Here is a 26,172-nt window from a genome sequence, read left to right on the forward strand (position 1 = left end):
ACTGGAGTGAACCAATGAACAATATGTTGGCTTGCCCATCGTGCGGATTGGACGAAACAGAATCGATTGTGCACCTCGGTTCGTACATTCTTCGATGCGCCGCCTGCGGCGAAGCAATCGTCGCGACATCATTCATGGCGATGCTCGAGTCGGATCACGCGTTTTCAGCCTTTGCCGATCCGGGGCCTGGAAAACACCTTGCGCCGGAGATGCTCATCGCTCGCGGACCGCTTCGGCAGATCTCAACGACAATCAGCGGCGCGGCGTCTAACGGAGCGCTGATACGCCTGATCCCTGAACCCAAGAATTGAAATCCGACTTGGCGTCGGTTTATGGGTTTAACCCAGCGACAGCCGCGCCGCGCACCAGTGCCATACCGCATCGACCGCCTTTCGCGGTGATGACGAGCGTTTACGGATCAGGAAATAGTCCGGTTCGATCAGCGTCGTCTCATCGATCACCTGCACCAGCCGCCCGGCCTCGAGATCCGCCGCCACGAACGCCCGGCAGGCCAAGGAGACGCCCTGGCCGGCCAGCGCCGCATCCAGCGCCAGCGTGGTGTGGTTGAACACGGCACCCGGCAGCTTCTCGCGCGATCGCAGGACGAGCGGCCAGGGGCTGACGGCGTCATGCAGAAGCGGCAGCTTGCGAAGCGCATCGGCCGTCAGCGGAAGGGGCAGGTGCTTCACCAGATGCGGGCTGGCGACGGCGACGAGTTCCTGGCGGAACAGCAACCGCGCCTCCAGCGAGGCCGGGAAAGGCCCGCGGGTCAGCCGCACCGCAATATCCACCTGATCGCGGTCGAAGTCGGACAGTGCCTCGGTGGCGACCGTTCGCAATTCCACGTCGGGAAGGGCCGCCTTGAACTCGGCGAGACGGGGGATCAGCAGCTTGGCGGCGACCGTCGGGGTGACGCTGATCGTCACGGCGTCCGGCCGGGCGAGAAGCCGCCCGGTCGCCTCACCGAGCGTATCGAAGGCGCGCGTCACATCCGCCAGATAGGCCGCGCCCTGCGGGGTCAGAGCCAGGCCGCGCGGCAGGCGCTGAAACAGCATCAGGCCGAATTGATCTTCCAGCGCGCGCACCTGCTGCGCCACCGCGCCCTGCGACACTCCCAGTTCCTCGGCGGCGGCGCGGAAACTCAATCTGCGGCCCGAGACTTCGAAGGCGCGGAGCGCATTCAGCGGCGGCAGCTTGCGGCGGGGTTGGGCCATTCAAGATTTCCGGGCGATTTCCAGTAGATTTTCTACAGTCTGACACGTTTCTTTCTGAGGCGAAAGTCGGGGCTGTCTCTGGCATACTGCTTCGCAATTCAACGATTGGAGGCTCCGATGTCCAAAGAAAAAGTCGCTCTCATCACCGCAGGCGGTTCCGGCATGGGTGCCGCCGCCGCAAGGAAGCTGGCTGCGGACGGCTATCGCATTGCGGTGCTTTCCTCGTCGGGCAAGGGCGAGGCGCTCGCCAAGGAATTGGGCGGTGTCGGTGTCACCGGCTCGAACCTGGTGAATGACGATGTGAAGCGGCTCGTCGATCTGGCGATGGGGAAATGGGGGCGGATCGATGCGCTGGTCAATTCCGCCGGCCATGGGCCGCGCGCGCCGATCCTCGAAATTACCGACGAGGACTGGCACAAGGGCATGGAGGTCTATTTCCTCAGCGCCGTGCGGCCGATCCGGCTGGTCGCGCCGATCATGGAGGCCCAGGGCGGCGGCGCCATCGTCAACATCTCGACGGCATGGGCCTTCGAGCCGTCGGCGATGTTTCCCACTTCGGCCTTCGCCAGGGCGGGGCTGGCAAGCTTCACCAAAATCTTTGCCGATACCTATGCGGCGAAGAACATCCGCATGAACAATGTCCTGCCCGGCTGGATCGACAGCCTTCCCGCCACCGAAGAGCGGCGCGACAGCGTGCCGATGGGCCGCTACGGTACGGCCGAGGAAATCGCCGCGACCGTCGCCTTCCTGCTCTCCGATGGCGCCGGCTATATCACCGGTCAGAACATCCGCGTCGACGGCGGCATTACCCGTTCCGTCTGAGACAGCTCATGGAAGCAGATCATGAAGCTGTGCCGTTGAACCTCGCTGAGATAGACGCTGCCGCATGGCGGGAGCTGGAAACAGCGGCGGCAAGCCCGCAGTCGGGTTTCCGGTTCTTGAACCTCTGCTCCGTGGATTCAGGGGCGAGGCCGCAGGCGCGCATGGTGGTGTTGCGGCGCGCCGACGGTCCATCACGGGTTCTGGAATTTCACACCGATAGCCGCAGCCCGAAATGGCTGGAGCTTTCGGCAAATCCCCATGTCACCATCCTCGGCTTCTCCACGCAGACGCGGCTGCAGTTTCGGCTTCAGGGAACGGTCGAACTGCATGCCCCCGGCAGCGATCAGGCAAACGCCGCCTGGGACAAGCTCTCCACCTGGACGCGGACGACCTACACCGGCGGTCTCCCCGGGGACGAGTGTGCCTTTGACGTCATCGATCACGCGGTTCCGCCGAAGCCTGCGGATGAAGCGAAGGGAAAGCCGCACTTCGGCCTGCTGATCTTTCGCGCCCGCATGCTGGACTGGTTCGAGTTGCGCCGGCAGGGCAATCGAAGGGCGCTGTTGATCTATGACCAGGCCGGCGCGCTTGCAGCCTGTCGATGGGTCAATCCATGATATGGAGTGAGCCATGACATGGGGCGCGCGCGCCCTTACGGGCGCAGCCGGACGACGATCGCAGCGCCCGGAACCCTCAGCTGTTCGGCCATCGCCGCCAGATCTTCCCCACCCGTTCCCGCCAGAACAATGCGGCCATCCATGATCGGCTCCCGCATCCAGGGTTCCATGACGACCTTGCCATTGACCAGCAACTGGGTTTGCCGTCCCAATGCGGCTTGCGTGAAATCGCGGAATTTGGCGGTGCTCTCAGGCGTGAGCACGATAGTCAGCCCCGGGTCATAAGATAGGGGAGACCGGCCGACCTCGGCGCTCTTCACCTCAAGCGAGACAGGCGCGATCGCCTCAGCCCCGTCATTGCCCGTCGCCACTGCCGTCTCCTGCGATGCTGGTGGCGAAGGCAGTGTGGAAAGCTCGTCCAGGATGCCCGGCCCGGCCTTTTCAGATGGCAGCGGCTCGATATGCAGATCGGGTGTCTGCAACACCTTGGCCGTCAGCACCGCGGGGAGCGGCAAGCGTGCCGGCATGTCGTCCCGCAATATGTGGGTGTAGGTGCTGAGCGCAAACCCGCCTGTGGTCACGCTGACGATCTCGGTGGCTTCGATCGCCGAACCATCGTCCAGCGACATCACGAATTTGACGCTTCGGGTCTTGCCGGCACGTTTGATGGACGCCAGCTGATCGGCGGTAAGGTTCTTTGCCCGTTCGGGAAAGGCCGCTATCATCTTTGCCGTCGCCGGCTCCTGCGACTGGCTCAACGCTGCAGGGTCGAATTCTTCCGAGACGGAAAGAGTTGCCGTGCGCGCAGCCGCGTCGGTGGACTCAAGGGTCCAGGTCGACGTCACGGGGACATTGACGCCGCCATAATCCTCGATCCGCGACCCCGCCGCGGCCTGCCCGATCTGCATGAGCTGATCCTGATAGAATTGTCCGGTCGCAAGCAGCTGCGCCTCCGGCACCAAGGCGGTGACAATCAGCAGAGGGTTTTGCTCTATCTTGCCGATGATGCCGTTGACCCCGCTCTCTGGAGGCGCGGCGGCCCCACCCGGCCCATTGGCGGCCATCTCCCGCATATGCGCCAGGATCCGATCGACGCCGAACAGATTGCTGGGATAGCCGTTCAGGTCCGTTTCAAGGTCGAGTGTGCTGGTGCCGTAGGCCGTCAGGGAGTTCTGGTAGAGCAGGTTCATCTGATAGCTATCGGCAGCGCCGGCAGTGCCTTCCGGCAGTTCGGCGTTGAGCAACCAGCGGACACGCATGCCGTTTTCATCTCGCGACAGAACCGTCATGCGGGGGTGAAATACGCCGCGCGCCGTCATCGAGGCGCCCGGCTTGTCGAACCAGAACGACATATCGCTTTCGGTCGCTTTTTGAACGCTGTAGCCATGCTCGACGCCGGTCGCCGGCGCATAACCGGGGATGGTGACGCCATCCTCGGACTGTGCCGGGCCGGAGAGCGTGACGCAGACACAAAACCCGACAAGTCTTCTCCAATGCGGTAATTTCATGCTGGCTGGCCTCTGACATCCCTGCCGAGATCCTAGCAGGAAGACCTCGGTGATATAAGATCAAAGATAAGAATATTTTCCTAGTTTATGGATCGTGCTTGCGCTAGGTTGCACGCAATTGCAACCATGGAATGCTGAATGTCGAGCAAAATTTTTCCCGTTGTCGAGGTGGTCGTCTGGACGCGCTTCGGCCGCCGCCTGCAGAATTCCCGGCCTCGCAAGCCTGGCGTCTTGCCGAAGGATCGTCCGGCAACGACGGCGAGGGGCTGATGGTGGAATTCAACCCGCGCGACAAGAGCCGCACCAGTGCCGGGAAGACGCGGGCGATGGTGCGCAAGCATACCGCGCCGCCCGGCGGGAGCGATGACGGCAGCCTCCGCTGGCAATGGCTGACGATCCAGCTGTTGGAATCGCCGGCATTCACGACATTGAGCGCCAATGCCTGCCGCGCCTTCTTCCGCATCGTCATTGAGCACACCGCCCATGCCGCTCTTGAAAACGGCAAACTTGTGGTGACCCATCCCCAGTTCGTGTCCTACGGCGTCACCGGCGAATATGTCGCCGATGCGCTCGATGAGCTGGCATATAAGGGGCTGATCAAAGTTCACCGCGGCCGGGCAGGCAGCGGGGTGGCGCACCCCAACCGGTTCACGCTGACATTCGTCGGTGACCATGAAGGTGCGCCGGCCACCGACGAGTGGAAACAATGCACGGCCGATAGGTGCCGGAAATGGTCCGAGACCGACCGCAAACTTGCCGCCGATAAACGTGGGCGTGTCGGCCGGAAGAAAAAAACGCCACTTCGGGATCCCGAAATCCCACCGCTTCGGGATCCCGAAATTCGCCGCGTTTCGTGAGCTGTGACCCTCAGGAAAGAGTGAAGGATTTCAATGCCGCAGCCAATTTCGGGATTCCGAAGTGCTATATAGAGTTTGGTGGGGACGCAGGCACTTTGCCACGATCAGGAACTCGGTCTCCCGCCCGCCGATCCTTCCGGCCGAAACTGTGCGCAGCAGAAGGCCGAAGGCTTCATAGAGCCAATAAAGCGGGGGAATCCGGTCCTTGAGCGCATGCACCTGCGTCGACACATATTCGCCGACGAAGACGATATCCATGCCGAGCTCCTTCAGTGTCCCGGCAATCTCCGAATGCGATGCCTCGGCGGCGTGCTCGACGCGGAAGGGGGCATAACCCGGTTTGCCAGCGTTTTTCTGCCGCAGCACGTAGCGATAAAACAGGACGTGGGTCCACCAGGGCGTAAGGTCGGTGAAGATCCCTTTGGCCGAATTCAGGATCGGGCCCTTGACGAAGACCAAGCCGCCGGGAGACAGGGTGTCATGGGCTCTAAGCAGGGCGGCGCGCGGGCTTTCCAGATGCTCGAGGACGTCCCAGAAGACACAGGCGTCGAAATGGCGATCTCCGTAGTCTATGGTTTGCGCATCGCCGAGGATCCGCTCGCAAGCGTCCCGGTTCCTCTCGAGCTGCTCCTTCGAGATGTCGAGGACCGTATATCTCGCTCCCTGCAACGGGATATGGGTGCGGGAGCCACCGCCAACCTCGAGAATGTCCGTGTTGATCTTGCTGGAAAACGCTGATTGCGCATGCGACAGCGCGTCGATTACCCACGGCGAAGCCATAATCTTCCTCCCCGGAGAGATTAGCGTCTGCGGCCATAAGTAAGCATTAATATAATATTTAAGCAATATTTAAACTTTTGACGTCGGTTTGCCTTGTACCGAACTGTCCCTCCGAGAGCTGTACGCCAATCGGCAGAGCATCTGTGGGATTGTAGACCCCGTCATGTCCACGGCTCACTCGATCTGAGCCATCGCCGATGCAAGGGCGAAGCCAAGAACGGTCTCCGCAGATTGTTGGTTGGACATAGCGCGTGCAGCGGAAACAGAACCGATCATCAACGCGATTATATTCCACGCCTTCCGTTCGCGTTCGCGCGTTTCGCCTTCCACAACTTCGGCGATTTTCGCAACAAGGAAATTGATCCGTTCCGTATAGGCGACGCGGACATCGTGGCTCGCACGGGCCACATCCACGCTCAGAGCGGGCATTACACATCCCGTGTCCGGACTGTCTCGATGATCAACGCTGAAATACAACGCCATCCATTCTTTCAGCTTCTGTCGACGCTCCAGGACCGTTCCCTGCGAGGCGACAAATGGTTCTCCGAGAGAAGTCTCAATGACCTCCTGCAGCAGTGCCTCCTTATTGGGAAAGTTTGAGTAGAACGCACCTGATGTCACACCTGCGGCAGACGCAAGTCCGTCGACGCCGATCCCGTTGAATCCCTTGCGTCGAAGAGCTTTTGCTCCAGCCTCCACCATCGCGGCCCGTGCTTTCGCCTTCTGGTCGGGTGGGTATCTCATTGCTTGCTCCAATCACATCTTGACATGCTGCACGCTGATAGCATAACGATCGTTATATCACGATCGTTATATTAAGCCAACATCCCGCTGGCGCCGACGTGTTTTGAAAGAGGCCATGCCGATGACGACCTTTGCGACTGCCGAAACCAAGGACGCTGATGTAAATGGAACGAAGTTCGTTTACCGCACGCTTGGCCCGAAGGACGGTGTGCCTGTTCTTTTCCTGCATCATCTGACTGGCGTGATGGATGATTGGGACCCCCGGTTGATTGACGGAATTGCAGCCAGCCACCCGGTTATTCTTTTCGACAACCGCGGCCTGGGTGGAACTGATGGCATTGCACCGGCAACTGTCGACGAGATGGCGGTGGACGCGGTTGCCTTTGTGAATGCGTTAGGGATTGAAAAGGTTGATCTCTTCGGCTTTTCGCTTGGAGGTTTCGTTGCGCAGGCCTTCGTCCAACGCGAACCGGGGCTCGTTCGTAAGATCATTCTTGCCGGAACGGGGCCGACCGGAGGCGAGGGCATCTCGGGTGTCGGGGCCCTGATCCAGAATGCATTTCAGCAGGCTGGAGCTACCGGGAAACATCCGAAGCACTTTCTGTTCTTCACAGAAACAGCCGAAGGGCAGGCAGCCGGCGACGAATTCCTGTCGCGCCTGGAAGAGCGCACGGAGAATCGGGATGCACCCGCCCGGGATGAGACGATCGGTGCCCAGATCGCCGCCATCGACAATTGGGGCGGGAGTGAAGCAACCGATCTGAGCAACGTCGAACATCCGGTTTTCGTCGCAAACGGAGACAAGGATATCATGGTGCCCACGGTAAATTCCTTCGAGCTCGCGAAGCGCCTGCCCAATGCCCGCCTGAGCATTTTCCCGAGTACGGGTCACGGCGGCATCTTCCAGCACCACAAGTTGTTCGTGCAGCAAGCTCTCGAGTTTCTTCGCTAACGCGCCCGCGTCGGAAAAACAAAAGTAAGGTGCGAAATGATCAAGCGCTTAATATTATCCACGATGCTTCTCTCGGCGACCGTCATCGGCAGCGTCGCTTCCGCCCAACCCGTTCTAGCCTCTGACTACACCACGACCGAAAACAAATATGTCGAAGTCGATGGTACGCGCTACGCCTATCGAACGATCGGCAACCGCGGTGCCAAGCCACCCCTTGTTCTCTTCCAGCACTTTACCGGCACCATGGATGATTGGGACCGACGAACTGTGGAAGGTCTGGCGAAGGGGCGGGAGCTCATCATATTCGACAATGCGGGCGTCGGAGCCTCCGAAGGACAATCTCCGGACAGTGTGGCGGGCATGGCCGAGATCGCTGTGCAACTGATCGAGGCCCTAAAGCTGCAGAAGGTCGACGCACTCGGCTTTTCTCTCGGGGGCTCCATAGTTCAACAGCTTCTGATAGAAAAGCCATCACTGATCAGAAAGGCAGTCCTGGTCGGTTCGGCACCACAAGGTTCGGCAGGCTTCAGGCAGCTTCCTAACGTGATTGCAACGGCTGTCAAAACCAGCGGTGAGACCGGACGTCCGCTACGTGCCCTTCTGTTTTTCACCGACACTGAACTGGGAAGGGCAGAAGCCGACGAGTACTTGAAGAATATCAACAACCACTCAGTGGACCCCGAGGCTCCAGCGTCTGAACAGACCATGGGCGCGCAAGCCAAAGCTCTCGTTACCTGGGGCAGCATGCCGGACAACTCCGAGCAGCTTGCGCAAATCAAACAACCTGTGCTGATCGTGAACGGAAGCAAGGATCTCATTGCCCCGACGCTTGAGTCCGTTACGCTGTTTCAGCGCATCCCGAACGCTCAGCTTAGCCTGTATCCAGACTCCGGTCACGGGTCGCTGTTTCAGCACGACACGCTCTTCGTCTCGCAAGTGGATACATTTCTTGACGGACCGAACTAAGCCTGCTTGCGGAGCACCAGGCCAATATGTCGGCAGTGGCATTGTCCGGTGGGCGGCCTGAAGCCGCCCACCCATTTCCTCTGCGATTGAAGAACCCGGGTGTGAACACTCGGCACTCGTCTGGTGAGACCAGGGCGCGGGATAGCGAATGCGGTCCTTACAGACTTTGCCCTTCCAGGCCCTGTTCTCTTGCGCCTCCCACGCGCCGCCTCCCACGCGCCGCCTCCTTGAGCGTGCCCTCCGTCGGCGGGTAGCCGGCCAACAAGCGACCAACAGGCACGCAGGCCGTATGGCCACGAAATACGGAGAATCGAGAATGAAGAACGAGCCGATCATCGCGCGTCGCGATCTCATCAAGGCGACCGCAACCATAGCTGCCATTGTCCCCGTGACCACAGCGGCCACGTCTGCCCTCGGTGCAGAGCGGACCCAGCAAACTCAACCCACGCAATCGACTGCGGCCGTGCAGCCGGCACAAGCTACGACGCTGGTGGAGGTACGCCTCGACTCTGGCGCCAAATTAACCATCGAACGCCGCGGCCAAGTGGCCTTGTTCGGCCTCAATCGCCCCGCCATCGAAAATCGGGTCGATCCGGAAACCTTTCAGGCATTGGCGAGAGCCCTTTATGATTATGACCACGATCCGTCGTTGCGAGCAGCGATCTTGTTCGGCCACGGCGAGCGGTTTTCACGCGGCATCGACGTGGAAGCATACAGAGCCGTCGCGAACGGCGGGGGCCCCCTCGCTGGCCTGGCCCACGTCATCAATCCTCTCAACTACGGCCCAACACAGCGCAGGAAGCCGCTGATTGCCGCGGTTCACGGTGATACCTGGAATTTAGCCCACGAATTGTTCCTCTCGGCGGATATCCGGGTCGCCGCAGCCGAAACCAATTTCGGTCAGGATGAAAACGCGCATGGTCGCTTCCCTGGTGGCGGCTCGACCGTACGCTTCGTCCGTGAAGCTGGCTGGGGCAATGCGATGCGATACATGCTCACTGGAGATCATTGGACCGCCGAAGAGGCGTACCGGATGGGCACCCTGCAGGAGATGGTCAAGACGCCCCAAGGTGCCCTTGATCGCGCGATTGAGATCGCCACCAAGATTGCAGCCAATGCGCCGCTCGGCGTGGCGACGACTCTGACTTCAGCGCATTTGGCCGTTGATTCTGGTGATGCCGAGGCGTTCTCGCAGCTCGGCGCTCAGTATGCTGCACTCTATCGTACGGAGGATTTCATCGAGGGGCTGGCCGCGCAATCGGAAGGTCGTCCCCCTGTCTTTCATGGTAACTGAACCCAAAGCGGACTACATCCGCGCTGTCCACGGCTGGTCTGAGAATACGGAAGAGGACATGCGCACGGCAGGAGAAGCTGGCGCTGGAGGGGATGGCCAGGACATCGGCGCCGCCGAGGGCGGTGCCGGCAGCTGGGGACGGAAGATAGACTCAGGGGGCTAGTTCATATTGTTGAAAGCAGCGGGAGCGAGTCATTTAGCAAACAGCTCGCCGCAAATATCGCTCGCTCACAGCCTACGAAAAGTTGCCCGGTCAAGATTCAACATCGGCTTCCGAAGCTGAAAGCGAACGTCCATCGGCCAGGTGAGGCATTGTTCCGTATACATCGGCGGCTGCGGCGATGCCCCGCAGCGTGAACGTTCCTACTTTCTCGAAGACGCCCTCGAAATGGTTTGCGAAGCTCTCTGAGACCAAAAGTCTTCGCCCTACCGCGTCACACAGTCTCTCGATCCGTGCTGCTTCGTTAACGGCTTTCCCGATGGCTGTGAAATCGAGACGTCGAGGCGATCCAACGTTTCCATAAAAGATTTCACCCACATGCAAAACCACATCGACCAAGAGCTCCGGGCCGCCTGCTGCCAATCGCCTCCGGTTGAGATTGTCGTTGGCAGTATGGGCCATCTGAGCCGCGACAAAGGCCTTTTTACACGCGTTTGCCGGCATATCGAGATCGGCCGGGAAAATGGATAGGACGCTGTCGCCCATAAATTTTAATATCTCGCCGCCATTAGCTTCGACGGCGCCGCCTATTGCCTCGAAGTGTTCGTTAAGCCATGCCACGATCCGGTTCGCACCGTAGACCTCGCTCAATGCGGAAAAGTTCTTGAGGTCAGCCAGGAGAATTGCGGCGTAGATAGCAGTGCCCTCACCGCGCGCGGTCTGACCACTCAAAATCCTGCCACTCGTCCGTGGACCCGTATAGACAGCAAGCATTTCTGTAGCGGTTCGGGTTGCAGCAATGCGGTAACATGCCAGACCCAACGCGGGTAAAAACATATCGAGGTCGTCGATCTGCTTTTGTGAGAACCCCTGGGGACCGTCTGCTGCCATCGAAAAACCCATGCCAACGAGCACCGCCTCGCCGGGGAATGAGATCAATTTCAGCACGTAGTCGGTTGCACCTTGTTCACGCAACTCGGAAAGAATTGGGTAAGGGTGCTTATCTTCACCCTCGGATAGCTTCCACCGAGCGAATTGGAGTTCATTCGAAAGCAAATAGAAGACGGGGGACCGTTCAAACGACTTTTGGCCGGCAGTTCCATGAGTTGTTATTTCGGTGGAAACACCAGTGGACGATGACCACGATATAGAAAATCCGCGTTGCGTCGGATCAAGTGACGGCATCAAAATCGACAGGCGCATAACGGGGTATCCGAGTGCGACAAGTCGTTCGCTTGCGCCCAGGAGAATTTCCTCGATGCTGCTGCTGCAAATGCCCTTGTCGATGATCCAAGCGGCAAGGCTCCGAAGCTCGTTCATTGATCGCCCTTATCTTGGTGGATCCTGCCGTTCAAGGCGATTTATCGTGCTGGAGTAGGGATACCGCGTCACGCGTCCATTTTCCCCAGTAAATGGCCGCAGCGGTGAGTGCCCCGTATACGACCGCAGCAAACGCGACGATGCCGTAGAGTGAGATAAGGTCAACACCTAACCATTGGACGGCAGACCATCCTACGAAGGCTGCAATTACCATTCGAACGGTTCCGGCAAGCACCGGCAACAGGACGCTCTTTGCACCTTGGCTGGCGAAATAAAGGGCGAGACCCAGACCGACGGACCCATAGAAAGGCGCTACCGTCTTCAGATATAGGGAACCCTGGTTCAAAACGTCGGGGTCATCGCTGAAGATTCTCATCCAGACCGCCGGCCAAAGCGCCCCAATAATGCCAATTATCCCCGAAAAACCGAACGCGAGAAAAGCGCCGATCCATGCGATACGGCGAGCCCGCTCGATTTGGTTGGCGCCGATGTTGAGGCCTACCATCGTTACTATCGCAGTCCCGAGCCCGAAGATCACAGGAATTTGGAGGTAGTCGAGACGGGAGGCAATGCCGTAACCGGCCAATGCGTCAACTCCAAAATGGCCAACAGCGGCGGTGACGAAGGTTACGGTCAAATTGACCTGGACGGTTCCAATCGCGGAGAGCAGGCCTACGCCGAGTATCTCGCCGAACAGTCGTCGTTCCAGAGGAACAACCTTCAATTTCAGAAAGGTGTTTGGCGATCTTAGATACAATACAAGGGCTACAGCTGCGATCAAATAATAGACCACGATGGCAAGCCCGCCACCGGCTATACCGAGTATCGGGAAGGGGCCCCAGCCAAATATAAGGGCTGGAGACAGAGGAAGAAGCACAATCGTCCCCCCAAAAATCACCAAGGCCGGGATTCTTGGATTGCCCGCGCCACGCAAAGCGGATGAGAGGAGCGCTGTGATCCAGATCGGAACGGAGCCCGAAAATACCACGGATGAGTAGGTGACCGCCGCAGTGAGCGTTTGGCCTTCCCCTCCCATGGATCGGAAAAGGATTGAGCCAAATAGAAGCGCAAGCGCCGTAAAAATCCCCCCAAGAGCACAGGCAAGGACGATAGAGTGCCAAACCAGAGCGTCGGCGTCTCCTCGACGGCCTGCCCCTAAAGCACGTGCAATGGCTGCAGCCGTCCCGCCTCCGATCCCACCGTTCGACATCATTTGCATGAGCATCAGTATCGGGAAAACCAAACTGACACCGGCAAGTGCGTCAGTGCCCAGGAAACTAATGAAATAGGTCTCTGCCACGCCCACGAGTGTCTGGACCACGAGGACCAGGATTGTTGGTGTTGCAAGACTGAGAATGGTTGGGATGATTGGGCCATCTAGCACGCCAAGTCGAATCTCTCGCTGCTGGACCGGAATTATGTTCGAAGAGGAGGGACGATTCATGGCTAGGCCTCGCGAATAGCGTTCGCAACTGGATCTACTTAGAGGTCTTTTGTCATCTAAGTCAAGATTAGAGTTCGTTCGAAATCTAAAATCACGGTCCATAAAATCATGCGTCACATGGTCGCTTTGGCGACGGGCACACCAAGCCGCAGCAAGGCAAGCACACCTCAAATCAAAAATGCAGCTGTAATTCTAGTTTCGCGCAACCTTGCTGATGTACCCGCAGGTCTGATGATCTCAGAGGCGGTTCGGCCGGAGGAATGCATGATGGTGCGAATTTTTCGGGCTCTGGCAGTCCTTGCGATGACGACGGCGCTTGCCGGCTGCATCGACCATGCCAATGATCCGGTGCTCCTGGCGGTCGGCGTACCGGTCAATCCGCCTGCCGTTGCGCATGGCATTTGCATGACTGACGGCAACGCCATGTATGACGAGGCCCGAAAGCAGTATCAGCTGCGCGCCCAGCTGACGGGCTATATCGAGGCCGATGAGCTGGAGGCGGAAACGATAGCGCGCGCCGCGGCCCACCGGCAATATGTCGCCTGCCTCTCCGGCCAGGGCTACCGGACATTATACGCGAATTGAGAACAGAGAATTCGTAATTCCGCCCGAGCGCCGCTTGAGCCCTTTCGCCGATCGCGACTTTTCACGTTTTTCGGCGATTTGCTCACGCCGGATCGCCTGCAATCACGAGTTTTGGAAGTTGCATGTGAACGGGAACTCCGCCGTTGGGAAAGGCATTTTCATCAGGTAAATCCACGAAGGAGGGTTTATCATGAAGATGTCCAGACTTGTCCCTTCCACCACGGCGCTCAGTGCCTTTCTCGCCCTCGCATCGATCGCTCCAGCGCAGGCGGCACCCATCCAGGCGGTTCGGCCGCCCGATGTCCAAGCCGTAAAAATGGTGCAATATAAACCACATGCCGGGTCCTGGCATGGCTATCAGGGCTTCCGCACCGAGCGCCCCGGCACCCGCCGCCATTCCGACGGTTACTGGTATCCGCTTGCCGCCTTCGGCGTCGAGGCCGGCACCACGGGCTCGATCGTCCGCCAGCCGGTGAACAGACCGGCAGTTCCGGAAATGTGCAACCCTACGTTTTCGGGATCGATCGGTCCCGGCAGCATGCCCTGCGACAACGGCTATTGAGCCGGCAAATGAAAGAGGCGGCGATGACCCGCCTCTTTCGCCATTCGTGGGGCCGCTCACATGTCCGTGACCTCCGCTTTGGCGCCGTAGATTGTGACAGATCGCCTTCCTAATTCCGGGGCGTAAAGTCCCTGAATCCTCCCAAGGAGACGATTATGACCATCACCTTCAAGACCGGCCTGACCGCCGCGGCCCTCGCTGCGATCCTCGGCCTCGCGGCCTTTCCAGCCGCGGCAGCCCCGCTCCAGTCGAGCGCGACGGAGCAGCGTGCAACCGCGCGTCCGGTTGTCCGGCAGGAAACCAGGATCGAACATGACAGGCGCACGACCGGTTCGATCGGCGAGCGCGCGGACAGCATGGGCTCGACACCTTATATGACGAACCCGAAGAAGCCCCTCAACATGGATTGCAAGCTCGGCTTCAACCCGACGAGCAGCTCCGGCTGCAACTACTGACGAGCCTCGGCGGCTGGCGAGTCTGAAGGCGGCCTTTGCGCCGCCTTTTTGCCGTGGGATATCGCTCAGCCGGAGATGGCATGTCCCGGCGCAGTTATCTTCAGTAAATCTTGCATCCAATGCAAAGATGCAATAAGTACAAACAAACATCGAGTTTCAACCGAAAAATTCGTGTCAATCGCTTGATCGGGCGGGTGCTTGATGTGTCTGCCTTGGAATTGCCATGCTCGCCGCGATGGTCGCTTTTCATAATCAAATCGAATTTCAGACAGGTGGGATAGTCATGACCGCAAAGGCCGCATGCTCCGATTTCCTGCATTTTTTCCGCTCCTGGATCAGCAACCCGCTTCGCGTCGCGGCGATCGCGCCATCCGGCGATTCGCTTGCCAGGATCATGACCAGTGAAATTGCCGCCCTTGACGGGCCGATCATCGAGCTCGGTCCCGGCACCGGCGTCTTCACCCGGGCGCTGCTGGCGCGCGGCGTAAGTGAGGCGGATCTGACCCTGATCGAGTACGGTCCGGAGTTCATCACCGCCCTGCAGGCGCGTTTCCCGATGGCGCGTGTGTTGCAGATGGATGCGGCCCAACTCGCCCACGCCGATATTTTCGAGGGCGAACCGGTCGGTGCGGTTGTCAGCGGCCTGCCGCTTCTGTCCATGTCGCCGCGCAAGATCGCCTCGATCCTGGCCGGCGCTTTCGTCTATCTGCGCCCGGGCGGGGCTGTCTATCAGTTTACCTATGGCCCGCGCTGCCCGGTGCCGCGGCCGATCCTCGACCGTCTCGGCCTGAAGGCGGTGCGCATCGGCGGCACGGTGCGCAACCTGCCTCCGGCCTCCGTCTACCGGATTTCCCGCCGCAAGCCGCTGGAGCTGTCGCGCGAACGTTTCAGCTATCGTGCGAGCGAAGCTGAACTCGACGATGTCGCCGCCTTTTCCAACGAAACCGGCGGCTGAACGATGATGCCGGGCTGAAATGGCTGACAGCAAGCGGACGGCGACTGGGGAAGGCAGGCGGCAACGCAAGCGGCGGCAGACGCGCGAGCGCATCGAGCAGGCGGCGATGACCCTCTTTCTCCAGCGCGGTTTCGAGGCCACGACCATCGAGGACATCACCGAGGCGGCCGACGTCTCCAAACGCAGTTTCTTCGATTATTTCCCCTCCAAGGACGAGGTGGTGTTCGCCTGGCAGGATGGCTTCGCCGATCGGCTGATGGCGCAGATCGCCGCAAGGCCGGCAGAAGAACCCTCGGTGGCCGTGGTCAAGGCGGCGATCACCGCCGCCGTCCTTGCCTCCGTCGACGAGCGCGGCCTGGCGCTTAGCGAACTCATCCATCGCACGCCGGCCCTGAAGGCCCGCGACCAGCTGAAATATGCCAGGCTGGAGCAGAAGCTCGCCGAGGCGCTGCTTCTGCGCAAGGGAAATGATCCGGAGGAGCGGTCGCGCATGCGCGTGCTTGCGGCGGTCGTCATTGGCGCGCTGCGCGTCGGGGCCGAACTCTGGCAGCAGCGCCCGCCGGGTGCGGCGCCGCAGGATTTCGCCTATGAAATCCTCGCCGAACTGTGGACGATCCTGGCGGAATTCGGCGGCGAGGCGAAGACCGGGCGTTGATGCGTATCGATGAACCCGCGCACTCTGCGGCATTTTCAGCGCCGTCCCTGTCCGTCGACGCGGCGCCCTCCTATATGTGCAAGCGTCGTAACGGCCACATTCTCAATATCCCCACGATGAGCGGATCATCACCATGCCCGCATCGCTTTCGGCCAGGCCCCGCCATGGCAGGTGAACCGGGCGGCACCTGAACGCTCCACCGACTTTAACGATTTCATTGACCAGGAGAGGAAAGATCATGTCCAGTCATAACGCAGCCAAGTCAGGCACCTTCAAGATCGGCGGCGAGATCGCGGTCAACCGTCTCGGTTTCGGCGCCATGCGTGTCACCGGCAAGGGCATCTGGGGCGAGCCAGACGATCATGCCGAATCCATCCGCACGCTGAAGCGCCTGCCGGAACTCGGCGTCAACTTCATCGATACCGCCGATTCCTATGGCCCCGATATTTCCGAATGGCTGATCAAGGAGGCACTGCATCCCTATGGCGGCAAATCCGTCGTCGCCACCAAGGGCGGCCTGACCCGCCACGGCCCCGATATCTGGCTGCCGGTCGGCCGCCCGGAATATCTGATCCAGCAGGCGCATAAGAGCCTGCGCAACCTGGGGCTCGAGCAGATCGATCTCTGGCAACTGCACCGCATCGATCCGAAGGTGCCGGCCAAGGAGCAATTCGATGCGATCAAATCGCTGCTCGATGCCGGCCTCATCCGCCATGCGGGCTTAAGCGAAGTCTCCGTCGCCGACATCGAGGCGGCGTCGAAACACTTCAAGGTCGCCACCGTCCAGAACCGCTACAATCTCGTCGATCGCACCAGCGAGGAGGTGCTCGACTATTGCGCCAAACACAATATCGGCTTCATCCCCTGGTTCCCGCTGGCTGCCGGCGATCTCGCCAAACCGGGCTCCTTGCTCGATACGATCGCCAAAAAGCACAATGCCGCACCGAGCCAGATCGCGCTCGCCTGGGTGCTGAAACGCAGCCCGGTCATGCTGCCGATCCCCGGCACCTCCAAGGTCAAGCACCTCGAAGAAAACGTCGCGGCCGTCGATATCACCCTGTCGGACGAGGAATTCTCGGCGCTCGATGCCGAGGGCCGGAAGGTGTTTAAGGCGGCGTGAGGGATCTGCCCGGGCTGTACCCCATAAGCTGCCCCTCACCCTAACCCTCTCCCCGTAAACGGGGCGAGGGGACGTGCCCCGCGAGACGTTGGTGAGGGACGGAGAGGTTGCGGCATATCCCCTTCGCCCCGCAAGCGGGGAGAAGGTGCCGGCAGGCGGATGAGGGGCTGGTGGCGGTCTCTGAACTGAGACGCATTTTTCAGCACAATTTTGACCACCTGGTCAAACATGCTAAAAAATAAGGCGGCGCCCTGTTAATTTCAGGGCAAGCCTTGCGCTCAACGCATTGCTGCATTGCGGTATTTTCGCTATTCCCAATCAAATGAATGGGGTATCACTATCTTCGTAAGCAGCGCACTCCTCCTCCCAGCGCTCTTACATCGGACTGACAACACTCCTCCTCCCAGTTGTCAGTCAGGATCAAGAGCCTGGCGCACCTCCTCCCGCGCCAGGCTCTTTTCGTTTTCCCATTCAAGCTCTCCGCCGCGCGCAAATTTGACTCGGCATGCGTCGTCAGCCTATTTGAACGGGCGCCGCCTGTCGGTGCGCGAACCGGTTGGAGTTTGATCATGATCGGCAAATGGCGCGGCCCGCGGGCGGCTCTGACAGGTCTTCTGCTGGCGGCGTTTACGCTTGCCGGCTGCGGCGGCAGGCCGGTCGGCGTCATGCAGGCGGCCGGCAGCGTGCCACCCGGCACCTCGAAGGTCGATCTTCTTGTCGCGACGACGCGCGCTGCCGATGATAATCCCGCAGTGCTTTTCTCAGGTGAACGCGGCACCGGGCTGACCGTCAATGCCGTCGATGTCTCCATCCCGCCGGAGGCCAATCGCAAGGTCGGCCAGGTGCAATGGCCAAGGCGGTTGCCGGCCGATCCCTTGCGCGATTTCGTCACCGTGTCCGTCGATCCGCTCGAAGGCGAGCGGGCGGGCGAGACCTGGCTGAAGGGCCATATGCCTAAAAGCCGGCGGGTGCTGGTCTTCGTGCACGGCTTCAACAATCGTTATGAGGATGCCGTCTACCGCTTCGCGCAGATCGTCCATGATTCGCATGCCGACGTCGCCCCCGTCGTCTTCACCTGGCCCTCGCGCGCCAGCATCTTCGATTACAATTACGACAAGGAAAGCACCAATTATTCCCGCGATGCGCTGGAGGAGCTGCTGGCCCGCACCGCCGCCAATCCCGCCGTCAGCGACGTCACCATCATGGCGCATTCGATGGGCACTTGGCTGACCGTCGAAGCGCTCAGGCAGATGGCGATCCGCAACGGCCACGTCGCGTCGAAGATCAACAATGTCATCCTCGCCTCGCCGGATCTCGATGTCGACGTCTTCGGCCGCCAGTTCGTCAGCCTCGGCAAGGACAAGCCGCATTTCACCATCTTCGTCTCCAGGGATGATCGGGCGCTGGCGTTGTCGCGGCGCATCTCGGGCAATGTCGATCGCCTCGGCCAGATCGATCCCTCCGCCGAACCCTATCGCAGCAAGCTGGAGGCGGCCGGCATCACCGTGCTCGATCTCACCAAGCTCAAGGGCGGCGACCGGCTGAACCATGGCAAATTCGCTGAAAGCCCCGAAGTGGTGAAGCTGATCGGCGACCGGCTGATTGCCGGCCAGACGATCACCGATTCCAATGTCGGTCTCGGAGAGGCCGTCGGCGCGGTGGCGATGGGCGCTGCCCAGACGGCCGGAAGTGCCGTCAGCGTCGCCGTCAGCACGCCGATCGCCATCTTCGATCCGCGCACAAGGCGCAATTACGACGCCCAGCTGAAGCGTCTCGGCCAGTCGATGGACAATACCGTCGGTTCGGTCGGCGACAGCGTCGGCGCAAGCCTGCCGGAAAGCCAGTAAAAATTCCATAGGCATCACCACCGATCTGATATATCAGAGTGACGAACGGCAAATTCTGTCTGCCGTCTGGATGGGTTGATGCATGGCGGATGAGACGAAGAAGAGGGTGGTTGTCGTCGGCGCAGGCGTGATCGGCGCCTCGATCGCCTTCGAGCTGCAGCGGCGCGGGCTTGCGGTGACGCTGGTCGACAAGGGCGAGCCGGGACGCGGCACCTCCTTCGGCAATATGGCAAGCATCGCGCTCGATTTCGCCGCCGGTTCCGGCCCTTCGACCTGGAGGAAAATGCCGGGCTGGCTGCTCGATCCCGAAGGTCCGGTCTGGCTGCGACCCTCCTATGCGGCCAAGATGCTGCCCTGGTTCCTGCGTTTCCTTGCCGCCGGCCGCCCGTCGCGCCTGAGAGAGATCGAGGATGCCGGTATGAGCCTGTCGCAACAGGCGCTCGGCGATTTCAGGCAGATGCTCGAGGCGATCGGCGCGCCCGAGATGATGACGGAAGAGGGGTGTCTGGCGATCTACGAGACCGAGGCGGAATTTGCCGCCGACCGCGGCCATATCGCCATGATGCAGCGCTACGGTCTCGAGTTCGAGGTGTTGAGCAACGGCGCCATCCAATATTATGAGCCGGCGCTTTCGCCTACCATCGCCAAGGCGGTGCTGCTGCCCGACAACAAGTCGATCCGCGATCCCTATAGACTGGTGGTCAAACTGGCCGAGGCGGCCAAAGCCGCGGGCGCGGCCTTTGTCTCCGGCGCGGTCAGGAACATCGAGCGCAAGGGTGATGGCACCGTTGTCGTTCTCTTGGAAGAGGGCGGCCGCGTCGAGGCCGATTCCGTCGTGCTCGCCGCCGGTGTCCACACCCGTTTTCTGGCCGAAAAGCTCGGCGAGCCGATCCCGCTTGAAACCGAGCGCGGCTATCACACGCAGATCATGAAGCCGGGCATCTCCATGCGCTATTCGATGATCTGGCCGGCGCGCGCCTTCATGGTGACGCCGACGGCAGGCGGCATCCGTGTCGGCGGCAATGTCGAACTCGCCGGGCTCGATGCGGCGCCGGATTTCCGCCGCCCGCGGGTGCTGGTGCGCCACGCCCAACGCGCGCTGCCCGGGCTGAAGCTCGAAGAGGCGACGGACTGGATGGGCCACCGCCCGGCGCTGCCCGATACCATCCCGATCATTTCGCCCTCCTCGAAGATGCCCGGTGTTTTCTACGCGACCGGCCACGGCCATCTCGGCCTGACCTATGCCGCAACGACAGCGCGGCTGATCGGCGATATGGTGACCGGGCTCGAACCGTCCCTCGACATCGCCCCGTTCCGCATAGACCGATATTAGGATTTACTGTCGATGGCGGCGTCGCCCGTCACCTCTGAACCGGAGTTTCTTCTATGAGATGGAAGCGCACGATCCAGCTGCTGGATGTTCATGCCGAAGGCGAAATCGGCCGCGTCGCGATCGGCGGCGTGCCGAAAATCCCCGGCGACACCATCGCCGCCCAGCTGCATTGGCTGAACACCGATCCGAAGGGTGACGAGCTGCGCCGCTTCCTCTGCCTGGAGCCGCGCGGCGCACCGATCGGCTCGGTCAACCTGCTGCTGCCGGCAAGACATCCCGACGCGGATGCCGCCTTCATCATCCTGCAACCGGATCAGGCGCATGCCAGCTCCGGCTCGAATTCGATCTGCGTAACGACGGCGCTGCTCGAAGCCGGCATCGTCGAGATGCAGGAGCCGGAGACGGTGGTGACGCTCGAAACCGCGGCCGGCCTCGTCAAGGCGACGGCAACCTGCCGCGACGGGCGCTGCGAGAAGGTCAAGCTCACCATGGTGCCGTCCTTCGTGCATCAGCTCGACGTCGAGATCGACACGCCGCATTGGGGCAGGATCAAGGCCGATCTCTGCTATGGCGGCATATTCTACGCGCTTGTCGATGTCGGCCAGATCAATCTCAAGATCGAGAAGGCCAATGCCGCCGGTCTGGTCCAGGCCGGCATGATCCTGAAAGAACTGATCAACCGCGATATCAAGGTCGTCCATCCGGAGATCCCGGCGATCTCGGGCATCGCCTATGTGATGTTTCGCGATACCGAGGCCGACGGCACGGTGCGCACCTGCACCACCATGTGGCCGGGCCGGGCCGACCGCTCGCCCTGCGGCACCGGCAATTCCGCCAATCTCGCCGCGCTTCATGCCCGCGGCAGGGCCAAGGTCGGCGACGTCTTCACCTCGAAATCGATCATCGGCTCGCAGTTCGAGGTCGGGCTGCAGGCGGTGACCGAGGTCGCCGGCCGCCCCGCCGTCATCCCCACCATCACCGGCCGCGGCTTCACCTTCGGCATGACCCAGGTCGCCCTCGACCCCTTCGACCCGCATCCCGCAGGCTTTGCGCTGACGGATGTCTGGGGGCCGTCGGCGGGGGAGATTTGAGCGTACAGGCTGTGGTAAGCCTTGCCGGTCAAGACAGCGTTTGGTTGCAGGGGGGGAAACAGGATGAACGAAGATATCGAGACCGTAACCCTCTGGCGCCCGGTCGGACCTGAGGAATTGATGCTGATCCGCGAGCGCGACATGCGCGGGTTTCCGCCACGCCTGCCAGATCAGCCGATCTTTTATCCGGTGCTGTCCGAAGATTATGCAGTCAAGATCGCACGCGACTGGAATGTGCCGAGGAGCGGGTCAGGTTTCGTGACGGAATTTCGGGTGAGAAAGGACTATCTTGACCGGCATGCTGTTCAGGAGGCGGGCGGTCGCGCGCATCTCGAATATTGGATACCGGCGGAAGAGATGGATCAATTCAACGCGGCGATCGTCGGGAAGATCGTCGTTACGAGAACGTTCCCTTAGCTTGACTGAAAGTTACCAAGCAGAAAGACGCTCCGGCCGCGGCAATTTCGCTGGGCTCAGGATCATATGTCGAAATTGATGGAGAGAGCTGAATGGAACGCCTCGGACGCGCCGCGCCGCTGCCAGAAGACATGCAGGGCCGCTGGAGGGATGTGGAAGAGCATAGCGCGGAACTGATCGTCCAGGGCGGCGAAATCATCTGCTTTGGGCAGTTGGTAGTCTATGATTACAAGGTGATTGAATCAGAAGACGGTGCTCTGACGGTAACGCTCAACATCGACAATGAGGCCGAGGAGGACAGCTTCCAGCGCGCGAACATCACTGGATTGGTGATCACCCCCGAAGGCGACTTTTGTGCTTACAATGTCAAGTTCTCGTGTCAGTTCGAGCGGGTGGAAGTCTGACAACTGTGCGCAGGCCCGCCTCGTCCTTCGAGGCCCCTGCGGGGCACCTCAGGATGAGGCTCTCTCGAATGTCGGGCTTGCCGCTTGGGAGGTCATCGGGGTTCCAACGACGACGACCGAGACGGGGTAAAACCGCGGCACCCAACGTCCCTCATCCTGAAGGTGCGCAAGCCGAAGGCTGAAGCCTCGAAGGACACGCCGCTACGCTGCTCCTTGCTGCGTCAGTGTAAAGGATTCTTGAACGCAGGCGTTCCGGGCGGATCGTCCCGTCAGCAGCGTTGCAAAATCCTGGTGCCGATTGTGCGGAAGCGGTTTTCGAGTGGCATCCCTGTTCTAAAAACGCGTCGCATCACATCTTCGGTTCATATCCCGCCAAGGCAAGCAAGTTTCCACCCCTCTTGTCAAAGCGGCCCATGATCCAGCCGTGGCAAAACAAGACGGGCGAAAAGATCGGCCTCGGTGGTGTGCGGATACCCCGAGAGAATGAAAGCTTCGATCCCTTCCGCGCGATATGCCTGCAATTTTGCCAGAACCTGGTCGGGATCGCCGACAATCGCAGCACCGCAGCCGGAGCGGGCGCGGCCGATACCTGTCCAGAGGTTGTCCTCGACATAACCTTCACTGCCGGCCTGATCGCGCAACTCGGTTTGGCGCCTGACGCCGACGGACTGGCTGTCGAGTGATTTCGCCCGGATGGCTGCACCCGTGGCGTCATCGAGTTTCGACAGCAGCCGGTCGGCGGCAAGTCGTGCCTCAGATTCGGTTTCGCGAACGACGACATGCACGCGGTAACCGAAGCGCAGCGCCCGGCCACGCTTCTGTGCCCGGCTGCGAAGATCGGCGATCGTCTCGCGGACGGCTTCCATCCGGTCCGGCCACATCAGATAGACGTCGGCACCTTCCGCTGCTGCTTGCCGGGCATCCTCGGATAGGCCGCCGAAATAGAATTGCGGGCAGCGTCCCGACAGCGGAGCGATCCGCGGCGGATCGACCTTCAGCTTCCAGAAGGTGCCGTCGTGATCAAGCGGCTTTCCGTCAAGCAGCGTGCGCAGGATCGACATGGCTTCGATGGTGCGGGCATAGCGCGGGCCGCTCGCAAGGGTTTCTCCCGGCATCTCGCTGGAGATGATGTTGACCGAGAGGCGGCCATGGGCGATGCGGTCGATGGTGGCGATCTGGCGGGCCAGCTGCGCCGGCCAGTTTTCACCAATGCGAACTGCCATCAGGAGTTTGATCCGGCGGGTCAGCGTCGCCATCGCCGAGGCAAACGCCGTCGTGTCGATGCCCAGCGCGTAGCCGGACGGAAGCAGAATATTGTCGAAGCCGCCGCTTTCGGCCTGCAGGACGATATCGCGGCAATGTTCGAAGCTCGATAGGAGCCGTGGATCGGGACAGCCGAGGAATTCATAATCGTCGTCGCACAGGGCGGAAAACCAGCTGACTTCGCAGGCGGTGGTCATGTTGTGGGTTTCTCCGGTCTCGTCGGCGCGATCGCGCACGGCATTTCACTATCGGCCCGGCTCTGGCGCAAGTGTCTCTGGTAGCAGCCGTTGCCTGTGGAAGGAAGGAGCGGCACTTTTGTCCTTTCCCTGTTTGGTAGATCAATTTTCGAAGCGGCGTGCCGTGTGCGGCAGTTTGTCTTCGATCAGCTGCTTTGCCGATGAAGCAGCGTGAAACGGGTATCGATGACCGTCGGCTTTCTTTCGCCGCTGTCGGCTATGCGCTCAAGGATCAGGCGCGCAGCCTCGGTGCCGATCAGATCTCCCGGCGGGCGGATGGTGGTGAGCGAAGGATTCGAGGCGGCGCTGAAGCTGAGATCGCCGAAGCCGATCACCGAAAGCTGTCCGGGAATGTCGATTCCGAGCCGCTGGCATTCAAAAATTACGCCGAGTGCCACGTGATCGTTGGAGCAGGCAATGCCATCCACCTGTGGAAATTTCCGCATGGTTTCGCCAAGCAGCATGGCGCCGACTTCGGCGCTCGACGGTGCCGGATGCTGGATGATATCGACGGTAGCACCCGAGGTTTTGCGAGCTTCCTCTACAAATCCCTCGGCGCGGTGCGTCGCTCTTTTGTCTTCTTGCAGACGGGCGCCAAGAAAGACGAGGTTGCGGCGATTTCGTTGGATCAGGTGCGCGGCCATCGAGCGGCCGACCTGTTCGTGGTGGAAACCGACCGCCATCTCGATAGGCTCGGAGCCGAGCTCCCAGATTTCGACCACCGGCACATTGCTTTCGCGCAGCAGCTTCCTAGTCGCATTGCTGTGGCTCAGCCCCGTCAGCACGATTGCCGCCGGCGCCCAGGATAAGGCCATGCGCACGAGGTTTTCCTCCTCGCGCTCGCTGTATTCGGTGTGGCCGAGCAGCACCTGCAGCCGCTCCTTGCCCAGTTCGGCCTGCATGGTTGCAACCGTTTCGGCAAAAAAGGCATTGCGTACCGATGGCACGATGATGCTGACGGCGCGCGAAGAGGCGGCGGCGAGCCCCCCGGCCATCAGGTTCGGGACATAATTGAGAGCCTCGATGGATTGTGCGATCGCCTCGCTGGCCGACGCCGATACGGCGTCCGGCTTGCGCAGATAAAGCGAGACGGTCGAAGGCGAGACCTCGGCCCGTGCCGCGACATCCATCATCGTCACCCGCTGCATCTTGCGGCGTTTTCGGGTCGGCTTCGCGGAGCGTCGAGTGTCCACCATTTATTCCGTCAATATAATAGCGCTATTATTTAAACGCATAATAACCCATAGGCCGCCATTGAACAATTCCCATTGACGGGAAATACGCCATTTGCCTGATAAAACTCGATAAGTCGGCAAATTCGTGATGCCGGGCTTGGTTTGCCTTCATTCGCCCGCGGCGATTCTCAATAGACGGGCTTGCAAAAAGAAAATCGTAGCGCTATTATTGCAGCGAGACGTAAGGATGGGCATGGGATGAAGTTCCGTCTCCGGGAGGTTTGAATGGCGGGAGTGAGCCTGCGGGCGCTGGACAAGAGTTATGGTGCCCTTCGGATCGTCAAGGGCATCGATCTGGAGATCGCCGACGGTGAGTTCGTGGTCTTCGTTGGTCCTTCAGGCTGCGGCAAATCGACGACCCTGCGCATGGTTGCCGGGCTGGAGGCGATCACCGGCGGCGAGGTCAGGATCGGTGACCGTGTCGTCAACCGGCTGGCGCCGCGTGAACGGGATATCGCCATGGTCTTTCAGGACTATGCGCTCTATCCGCACAAGACGGTTCGGGAGAATATGGGCTTCAGCCTGAAGGTGCGGGGCATCAACGCCGGAGAAGCGGCGGTGCGGGTGGACGAGGCCGCCAACATGCTCGGCATATCCCATCTGCTCGATCGCCGGCCCGGCCAGTTGTCCGGCGGCCAGCGCCAGCGCGTCGCCATGGGCCGCGCTATCGTGCGCCGTCCGCAGGTGTTCCTCTTCGATGAGCCGCTGTCCAATCTGGACGCGAAATTGCGCGGTCAGGTCCGCACCGAAATCAAGAAACTGCATCAGGCGATCGGCACGACGATCATCTACGTCACCCATGACCAGGTCGAGGCGATGACGCTGGCTGACCGGATCGTCATCCTGCGCGGCGGCGAAATCGAGCAGGTCGGATCGCCGGACGAGGTCTACAATCGCCCGGCCAGCGTCTTCGTCGGCGGCTTTGTCGGGTCGCCGGCGATGAATTTTGCCAAGGCAAAGGCCGATGGCGGCCATCTGGTATTTGCCAATGGGGACCGCCTGCCGCTGTCGGCGATCCAGGTCCCCGCGGTCGATGGCCGCGAATTCGTCGTCGGGATACGTCCGGAGCATTTTGCGGCGAACGCATCAGACGTTGCCCTGACCTGTCACGTTCAGGTCGTCGAGCCGCTCGGCTCCGATACGCTTGTCCATTTCGCCGTCGGCAGCGAGACCCTGACGGCCCGGATGCCGCCGGAGACGCGGGTCAAGGCCGGCGAAACGCTGAAGATCGGGGTGGACCCCGCGAAAATTCATCTTTTTGACGCCGCAACGGAACGCGCCGTCCATTGACGACCCTGCGCGGGGAGGATGCCAGCATCGCGCGACCAAACATCAA

Annotated in this window: 28 protein-coding genes; 20 read left to right on the forward strand and 8 right to left on the reverse strand. The window is 60.7% G+C overall.

Features of this window, described 5'->3' with window-relative positions; all coding sequences use genetic code 11:
• Window positions 1-14: 14 nt before the first annotated feature.
• Complete coding sequence (locus BBJ66_RS02240; protein ID WP_071084666.1) at window positions 15-311, forward strand: hypothetical protein; 297 nt, start codon at window positions 15-17, stop codon at window positions 309-311.
• Between the two features lie 27 nt (window positions 312-338).
• Here BBJ66_RS02240 and BBJ66_RS02245 read toward each other — a convergent pair whose 3' ends face one another.
• A complete protein-coding gene (locus BBJ66_RS02245) occupies window positions 339-1,214 on the reverse strand; it encodes a LysR substrate-binding domain-containing protein (RefSeq protein WP_071084668.1) in 876 nt (291 codons plus the stop codon).
• A 117-nt stretch (window positions 1,215-1,331) separates the two neighbouring features.
• Here BBJ66_RS02245 and BBJ66_RS02250 point away from each other — a divergent pair, with 117 nt between their 5' ends.
• Together BBJ66_RS02250 and BBJ66_RS02255 are read left to right on the forward strand one after the other, a co-directional pair.
• Entirely contained in the window at window positions 1,332-2,036 is a 705-nt protein-coding gene (locus tag BBJ66_RS02250; RefSeq protein WP_071084670.1) for an SDR family oxidoreductase, read from the forward strand.
• Window positions 2,037-2,044: 8 nt separating this feature from the next.
• On the forward strand, window positions 2,045-2,653 hold the full coding sequence (locus BBJ66_RS02255; RefSeq protein ID WP_244511613.1) for a pyridoxamine 5'-phosphate oxidase family protein: 609 nt from the start codon (window positions 2,045-2,047) through the stop codon (window positions 2,651-2,653).
• A 35-nt stretch (window positions 2,654-2,688) separates the two neighbouring features.
• On the opposite strand, the gene BBJ66_RS02260 is transcribed toward BBJ66_RS02255, so the two are convergent.
• A complete protein-coding gene (locus tag BBJ66_RS02260; protein WP_071084672.1) occupies window positions 2,689-4,161 on the reverse strand; it encodes a hypothetical protein in 1,473 nt (490 codons plus the stop codon).
• A gap of 138 nt (window positions 4,162-4,299) precedes the next feature.
• On the opposite strand from BBJ66_RS02260, the gene BBJ66_RS35585 reads away from it, so the two are divergent.
• Window positions 4,300-4,431, forward strand: a complete 132-nt coding sequence (locus BBJ66_RS35585; RefSeq protein WP_274534062.1) for a hypothetical protein — start codon at window positions 4,300-4,302, stop codon at window positions 4,429-4,431.
• A complete protein-coding gene (locus BBJ66_RS02265; protein WP_071084674.1) occupies window positions 4,431-5,018 on the forward strand; it encodes a hypothetical protein in 588 nt (195 codons plus the stop codon). The genes BBJ66_RS35585 and BBJ66_RS02265 overlap by 1 nt, the downstream gene beginning before the upstream one ends.
• 30 nt (window positions 5,019-5,048) lie before the next feature.
• Here BBJ66_RS02265 and BBJ66_RS02270 read toward each other — a convergent pair whose 3' ends face one another.
• Together BBJ66_RS02270 and BBJ66_RS02275 are read right to left on the reverse strand one after the other, a co-directional pair.
• Complete coding sequence (locus BBJ66_RS02270; protein WP_071084676.1) at window positions 5,049-5,798, reverse strand: class I SAM-dependent methyltransferase; 750 nt, start codon at window positions 5,796-5,798, stop codon at window positions 5,049-5,051.
• Window positions 5,799-5,972: 174 nt separating this feature from the next.
• The gene (locus BBJ66_RS02275; protein ID WP_071084678.1) at window positions 5,973-6,542 is read right to left on the reverse strand and encodes a TetR/AcrR family transcriptional regulator; all 570 of its coding nucleotides are present in this window, start codon (window positions 6,540-6,542) and stop codon (window positions 5,973-5,975) included.
• 115 nt (window positions 6,543-6,657) lie between these two features.
• On the opposite strand from BBJ66_RS02275, the gene BBJ66_RS02280 reads away from it, so the two are divergent.
• The 3 genes from BBJ66_RS02280 to BBJ66_RS02290 all read left to right on the forward strand — a co-directional run bounded on the left by BBJ66_RS02280 (window position 6,658) and on the right by BBJ66_RS02290 (window position 9,754).
• Complete coding sequence (locus tag BBJ66_RS02280; RefSeq protein WP_244511614.1) at window positions 6,658-7,494, forward strand: alpha/beta fold hydrolase; 837 nt, start codon at window positions 6,658-6,660, stop codon at window positions 7,492-7,494.
• A 36-nt stretch (window positions 7,495-7,530) separates the two neighbouring features.
• Window positions 7,531-8,460 (forward strand): alpha/beta fold hydrolase, encoded by a 930-nt coding sequence (locus tag BBJ66_RS02285; protein WP_083335507.1) that lies wholly within the window; start codon window positions 7,531-7,533, stop codon window positions 8,458-8,460.
• A gap of 316 nt (window positions 8,461-8,776) precedes the next feature.
• On the forward strand, window positions 8,777-9,754 hold the full coding sequence (locus BBJ66_RS02290; RefSeq protein ID WP_083335508.1) for an enoyl-CoA hydratase-related protein: 978 nt from the start codon (window positions 8,777-8,779) through the stop codon (window positions 9,752-9,754).
• A 253-nt stretch (window positions 9,755-10,007) separates the two neighbouring features.
• On the opposite strand, the gene BBJ66_RS02295 is transcribed toward BBJ66_RS02290, so the two are convergent.
• Both BBJ66_RS02295 and BBJ66_RS02300 read right to left on the reverse strand, forming a co-directional pair.
• Window positions 10,008-11,234, reverse strand: coding sequence for an adenylate/guanylate cyclase domain-containing protein (locus tag BBJ66_RS02295; protein WP_071084680.1), 1,227 nt, complete (start codon window positions 11,232-11,234; stop codon window positions 10,008-10,010).
• A gap of 31 nt (window positions 11,235-11,265) precedes the next feature.
• The gene (locus BBJ66_RS02300) at window positions 11,266-12,678 is read right to left on the reverse strand and encodes an MATE family efflux transporter (protein ID WP_071084682.1); all 1,413 of its coding nucleotides are present in this window, start codon (window positions 12,676-12,678) and stop codon (window positions 11,266-11,268) included.
• Between the two features lie 264 nt (window positions 12,679-12,942).
• Between BBJ66_RS02300 and BBJ66_RS02305 the strand changes: the two genes are divergently transcribed.
• The 11 genes from BBJ66_RS02305 to BBJ66_RS02355 all read left to right on the forward strand — a co-directional run bounded on the left by BBJ66_RS02305 (window position 12,943) and on the right by BBJ66_RS02355 (window position 22,102).
• The gene (locus tag BBJ66_RS02305; protein ID WP_071084684.1) at window positions 12,943-13,263 is read left to right on the forward strand and encodes a hypothetical protein; all 321 of its coding nucleotides are present in this window, start codon (window positions 12,943-12,945) and stop codon (window positions 13,261-13,263) included.
• Window positions 13,264-13,453: 190 nt separating this feature from the next.
• A complete protein-coding gene (locus tag BBJ66_RS02310; protein WP_071084686.1) occupies window positions 13,454-13,825 on the forward strand; it encodes a cell surface protein in 372 nt (123 codons plus the stop codon).
• A gap of 155 nt (window positions 13,826-13,980) precedes the next feature.
• Window positions 13,981-14,280 (forward strand): hypothetical protein, encoded by a 300-nt coding sequence (locus BBJ66_RS02315; RefSeq protein ID WP_071084688.1) that lies wholly within the window; start codon window positions 13,981-13,983, stop codon window positions 14,278-14,280.
• 283 nt (window positions 14,281-14,563) lie between these two features.
• Window positions 14,564-15,235, forward strand: coding sequence for a class I SAM-dependent methyltransferase (locus BBJ66_RS02320; RefSeq protein WP_071084985.1), 672 nt, complete (start codon window positions 14,564-14,566; stop codon window positions 15,233-15,235).
• Between the two features lie 19 nt (window positions 15,236-15,254).
• On the forward strand, window positions 15,255-15,890 hold the full coding sequence (locus BBJ66_RS02325) for a TetR family transcriptional regulator (RefSeq protein ID WP_049730631.1): 636 nt from the start codon (window positions 15,255-15,257) through the stop codon (window positions 15,888-15,890).
• Between the two features lie 238 nt (window positions 15,891-16,128).
• A complete protein-coding gene (locus BBJ66_RS02330; RefSeq protein WP_071084690.1) occupies window positions 16,129-17,010 on the forward strand; it encodes an aldo/keto reductase in 882 nt (293 codons plus the stop codon).
• 569 nt (window positions 17,011-17,579) lie between these two features.
• Window positions 17,580-18,857 carry an alpha/beta hydrolase gene (locus tag BBJ66_RS02335; RefSeq protein ID WP_049730629.1) on the forward strand — a complete coding sequence of 426 codons (1,278 nt, stop codon included), beginning with the start codon at window positions 17,580-17,582 and terminating at the stop codon, window positions 18,855-18,857.
• Between the two features lie 82 nt (window positions 18,858-18,939).
• Entirely contained in the window at window positions 18,940-20,190 is a 1,251-nt protein-coding gene (locus tag BBJ66_RS02340; RefSeq protein WP_071084691.1) for an NAD(P)/FAD-dependent oxidoreductase, read from the forward strand.
• A 53-nt stretch (window positions 20,191-20,243) separates the two neighbouring features.
• Window positions 20,244-21,281, forward strand: a complete 1,038-nt coding sequence (locus tag BBJ66_RS02345; RefSeq protein ID WP_071084693.1) for a proline racemase family protein — start codon at window positions 20,244-20,246, stop codon at window positions 21,279-21,281.
• 63 nt (window positions 21,282-21,344) lie between these two features.
• A complete protein-coding gene (locus tag BBJ66_RS02350; RefSeq protein WP_071084698.1) occupies window positions 21,345-21,698 on the forward strand; it encodes an ADP-ribosylation/crystallin J1 in 354 nt (117 codons plus the stop codon).
• Between the two features lie 92 nt (window positions 21,699-21,790).
• Window positions 21,791-22,102, forward strand: coding sequence for a hypothetical protein (locus BBJ66_RS02355; protein WP_071084700.1), 312 nt, complete (start codon window positions 21,791-21,793; stop codon window positions 22,100-22,102).
• A 401-nt stretch (window positions 22,103-22,503) separates the two neighbouring features.
• On the opposite strand, the gene BBJ66_RS02360 is transcribed toward BBJ66_RS02355, so the two are convergent.
• Entirely contained in the window at window positions 22,504-23,562 is a 1,059-nt protein-coding gene (locus BBJ66_RS02360; protein ID WP_071084987.1) for an LLM class flavin-dependent oxidoreductase, read from the reverse strand.
• Window positions 23,563-23,747: 185 nt separating this feature from the next.
• Window positions 23,748-24,797: a LacI family DNA-binding transcriptional regulator gene (locus tag BBJ66_RS02365; protein WP_049730625.1), complete on the reverse strand. Its 1,050-nt coding sequence runs from the start codon at window positions 24,795-24,797 to the stop codon at window positions 23,748-23,750.
• Window positions 24,798-25,061: 264 nt separating this feature from the next.
• On the opposite strand from BBJ66_RS02365, the gene BBJ66_RS02370 reads away from it, so the two are divergent.
• Window positions 25,062-26,126 carry an ABC transporter ATP-binding protein gene (locus BBJ66_RS02370; RefSeq protein ID WP_071084701.1) on the forward strand — a complete coding sequence of 355 codons (1,065 nt, stop codon included), beginning with the start codon at window positions 25,062-25,064 and terminating at the stop codon, window positions 26,124-26,126.
• Window positions 26,127-26,172: the final 46 nt, after the last annotated feature.

The sequence above is a fragment of the Rhizobium sp. RSm-3 genome, from assembly GCF_001854685.1.
In the GTDB taxonomy this organism is placed as follows: Bacteria; Pseudomonadota; Alphaproteobacteria; order Rhizobiales; family Rhizobiaceae; genus Rhizobium; species Rhizobium ecuadorense.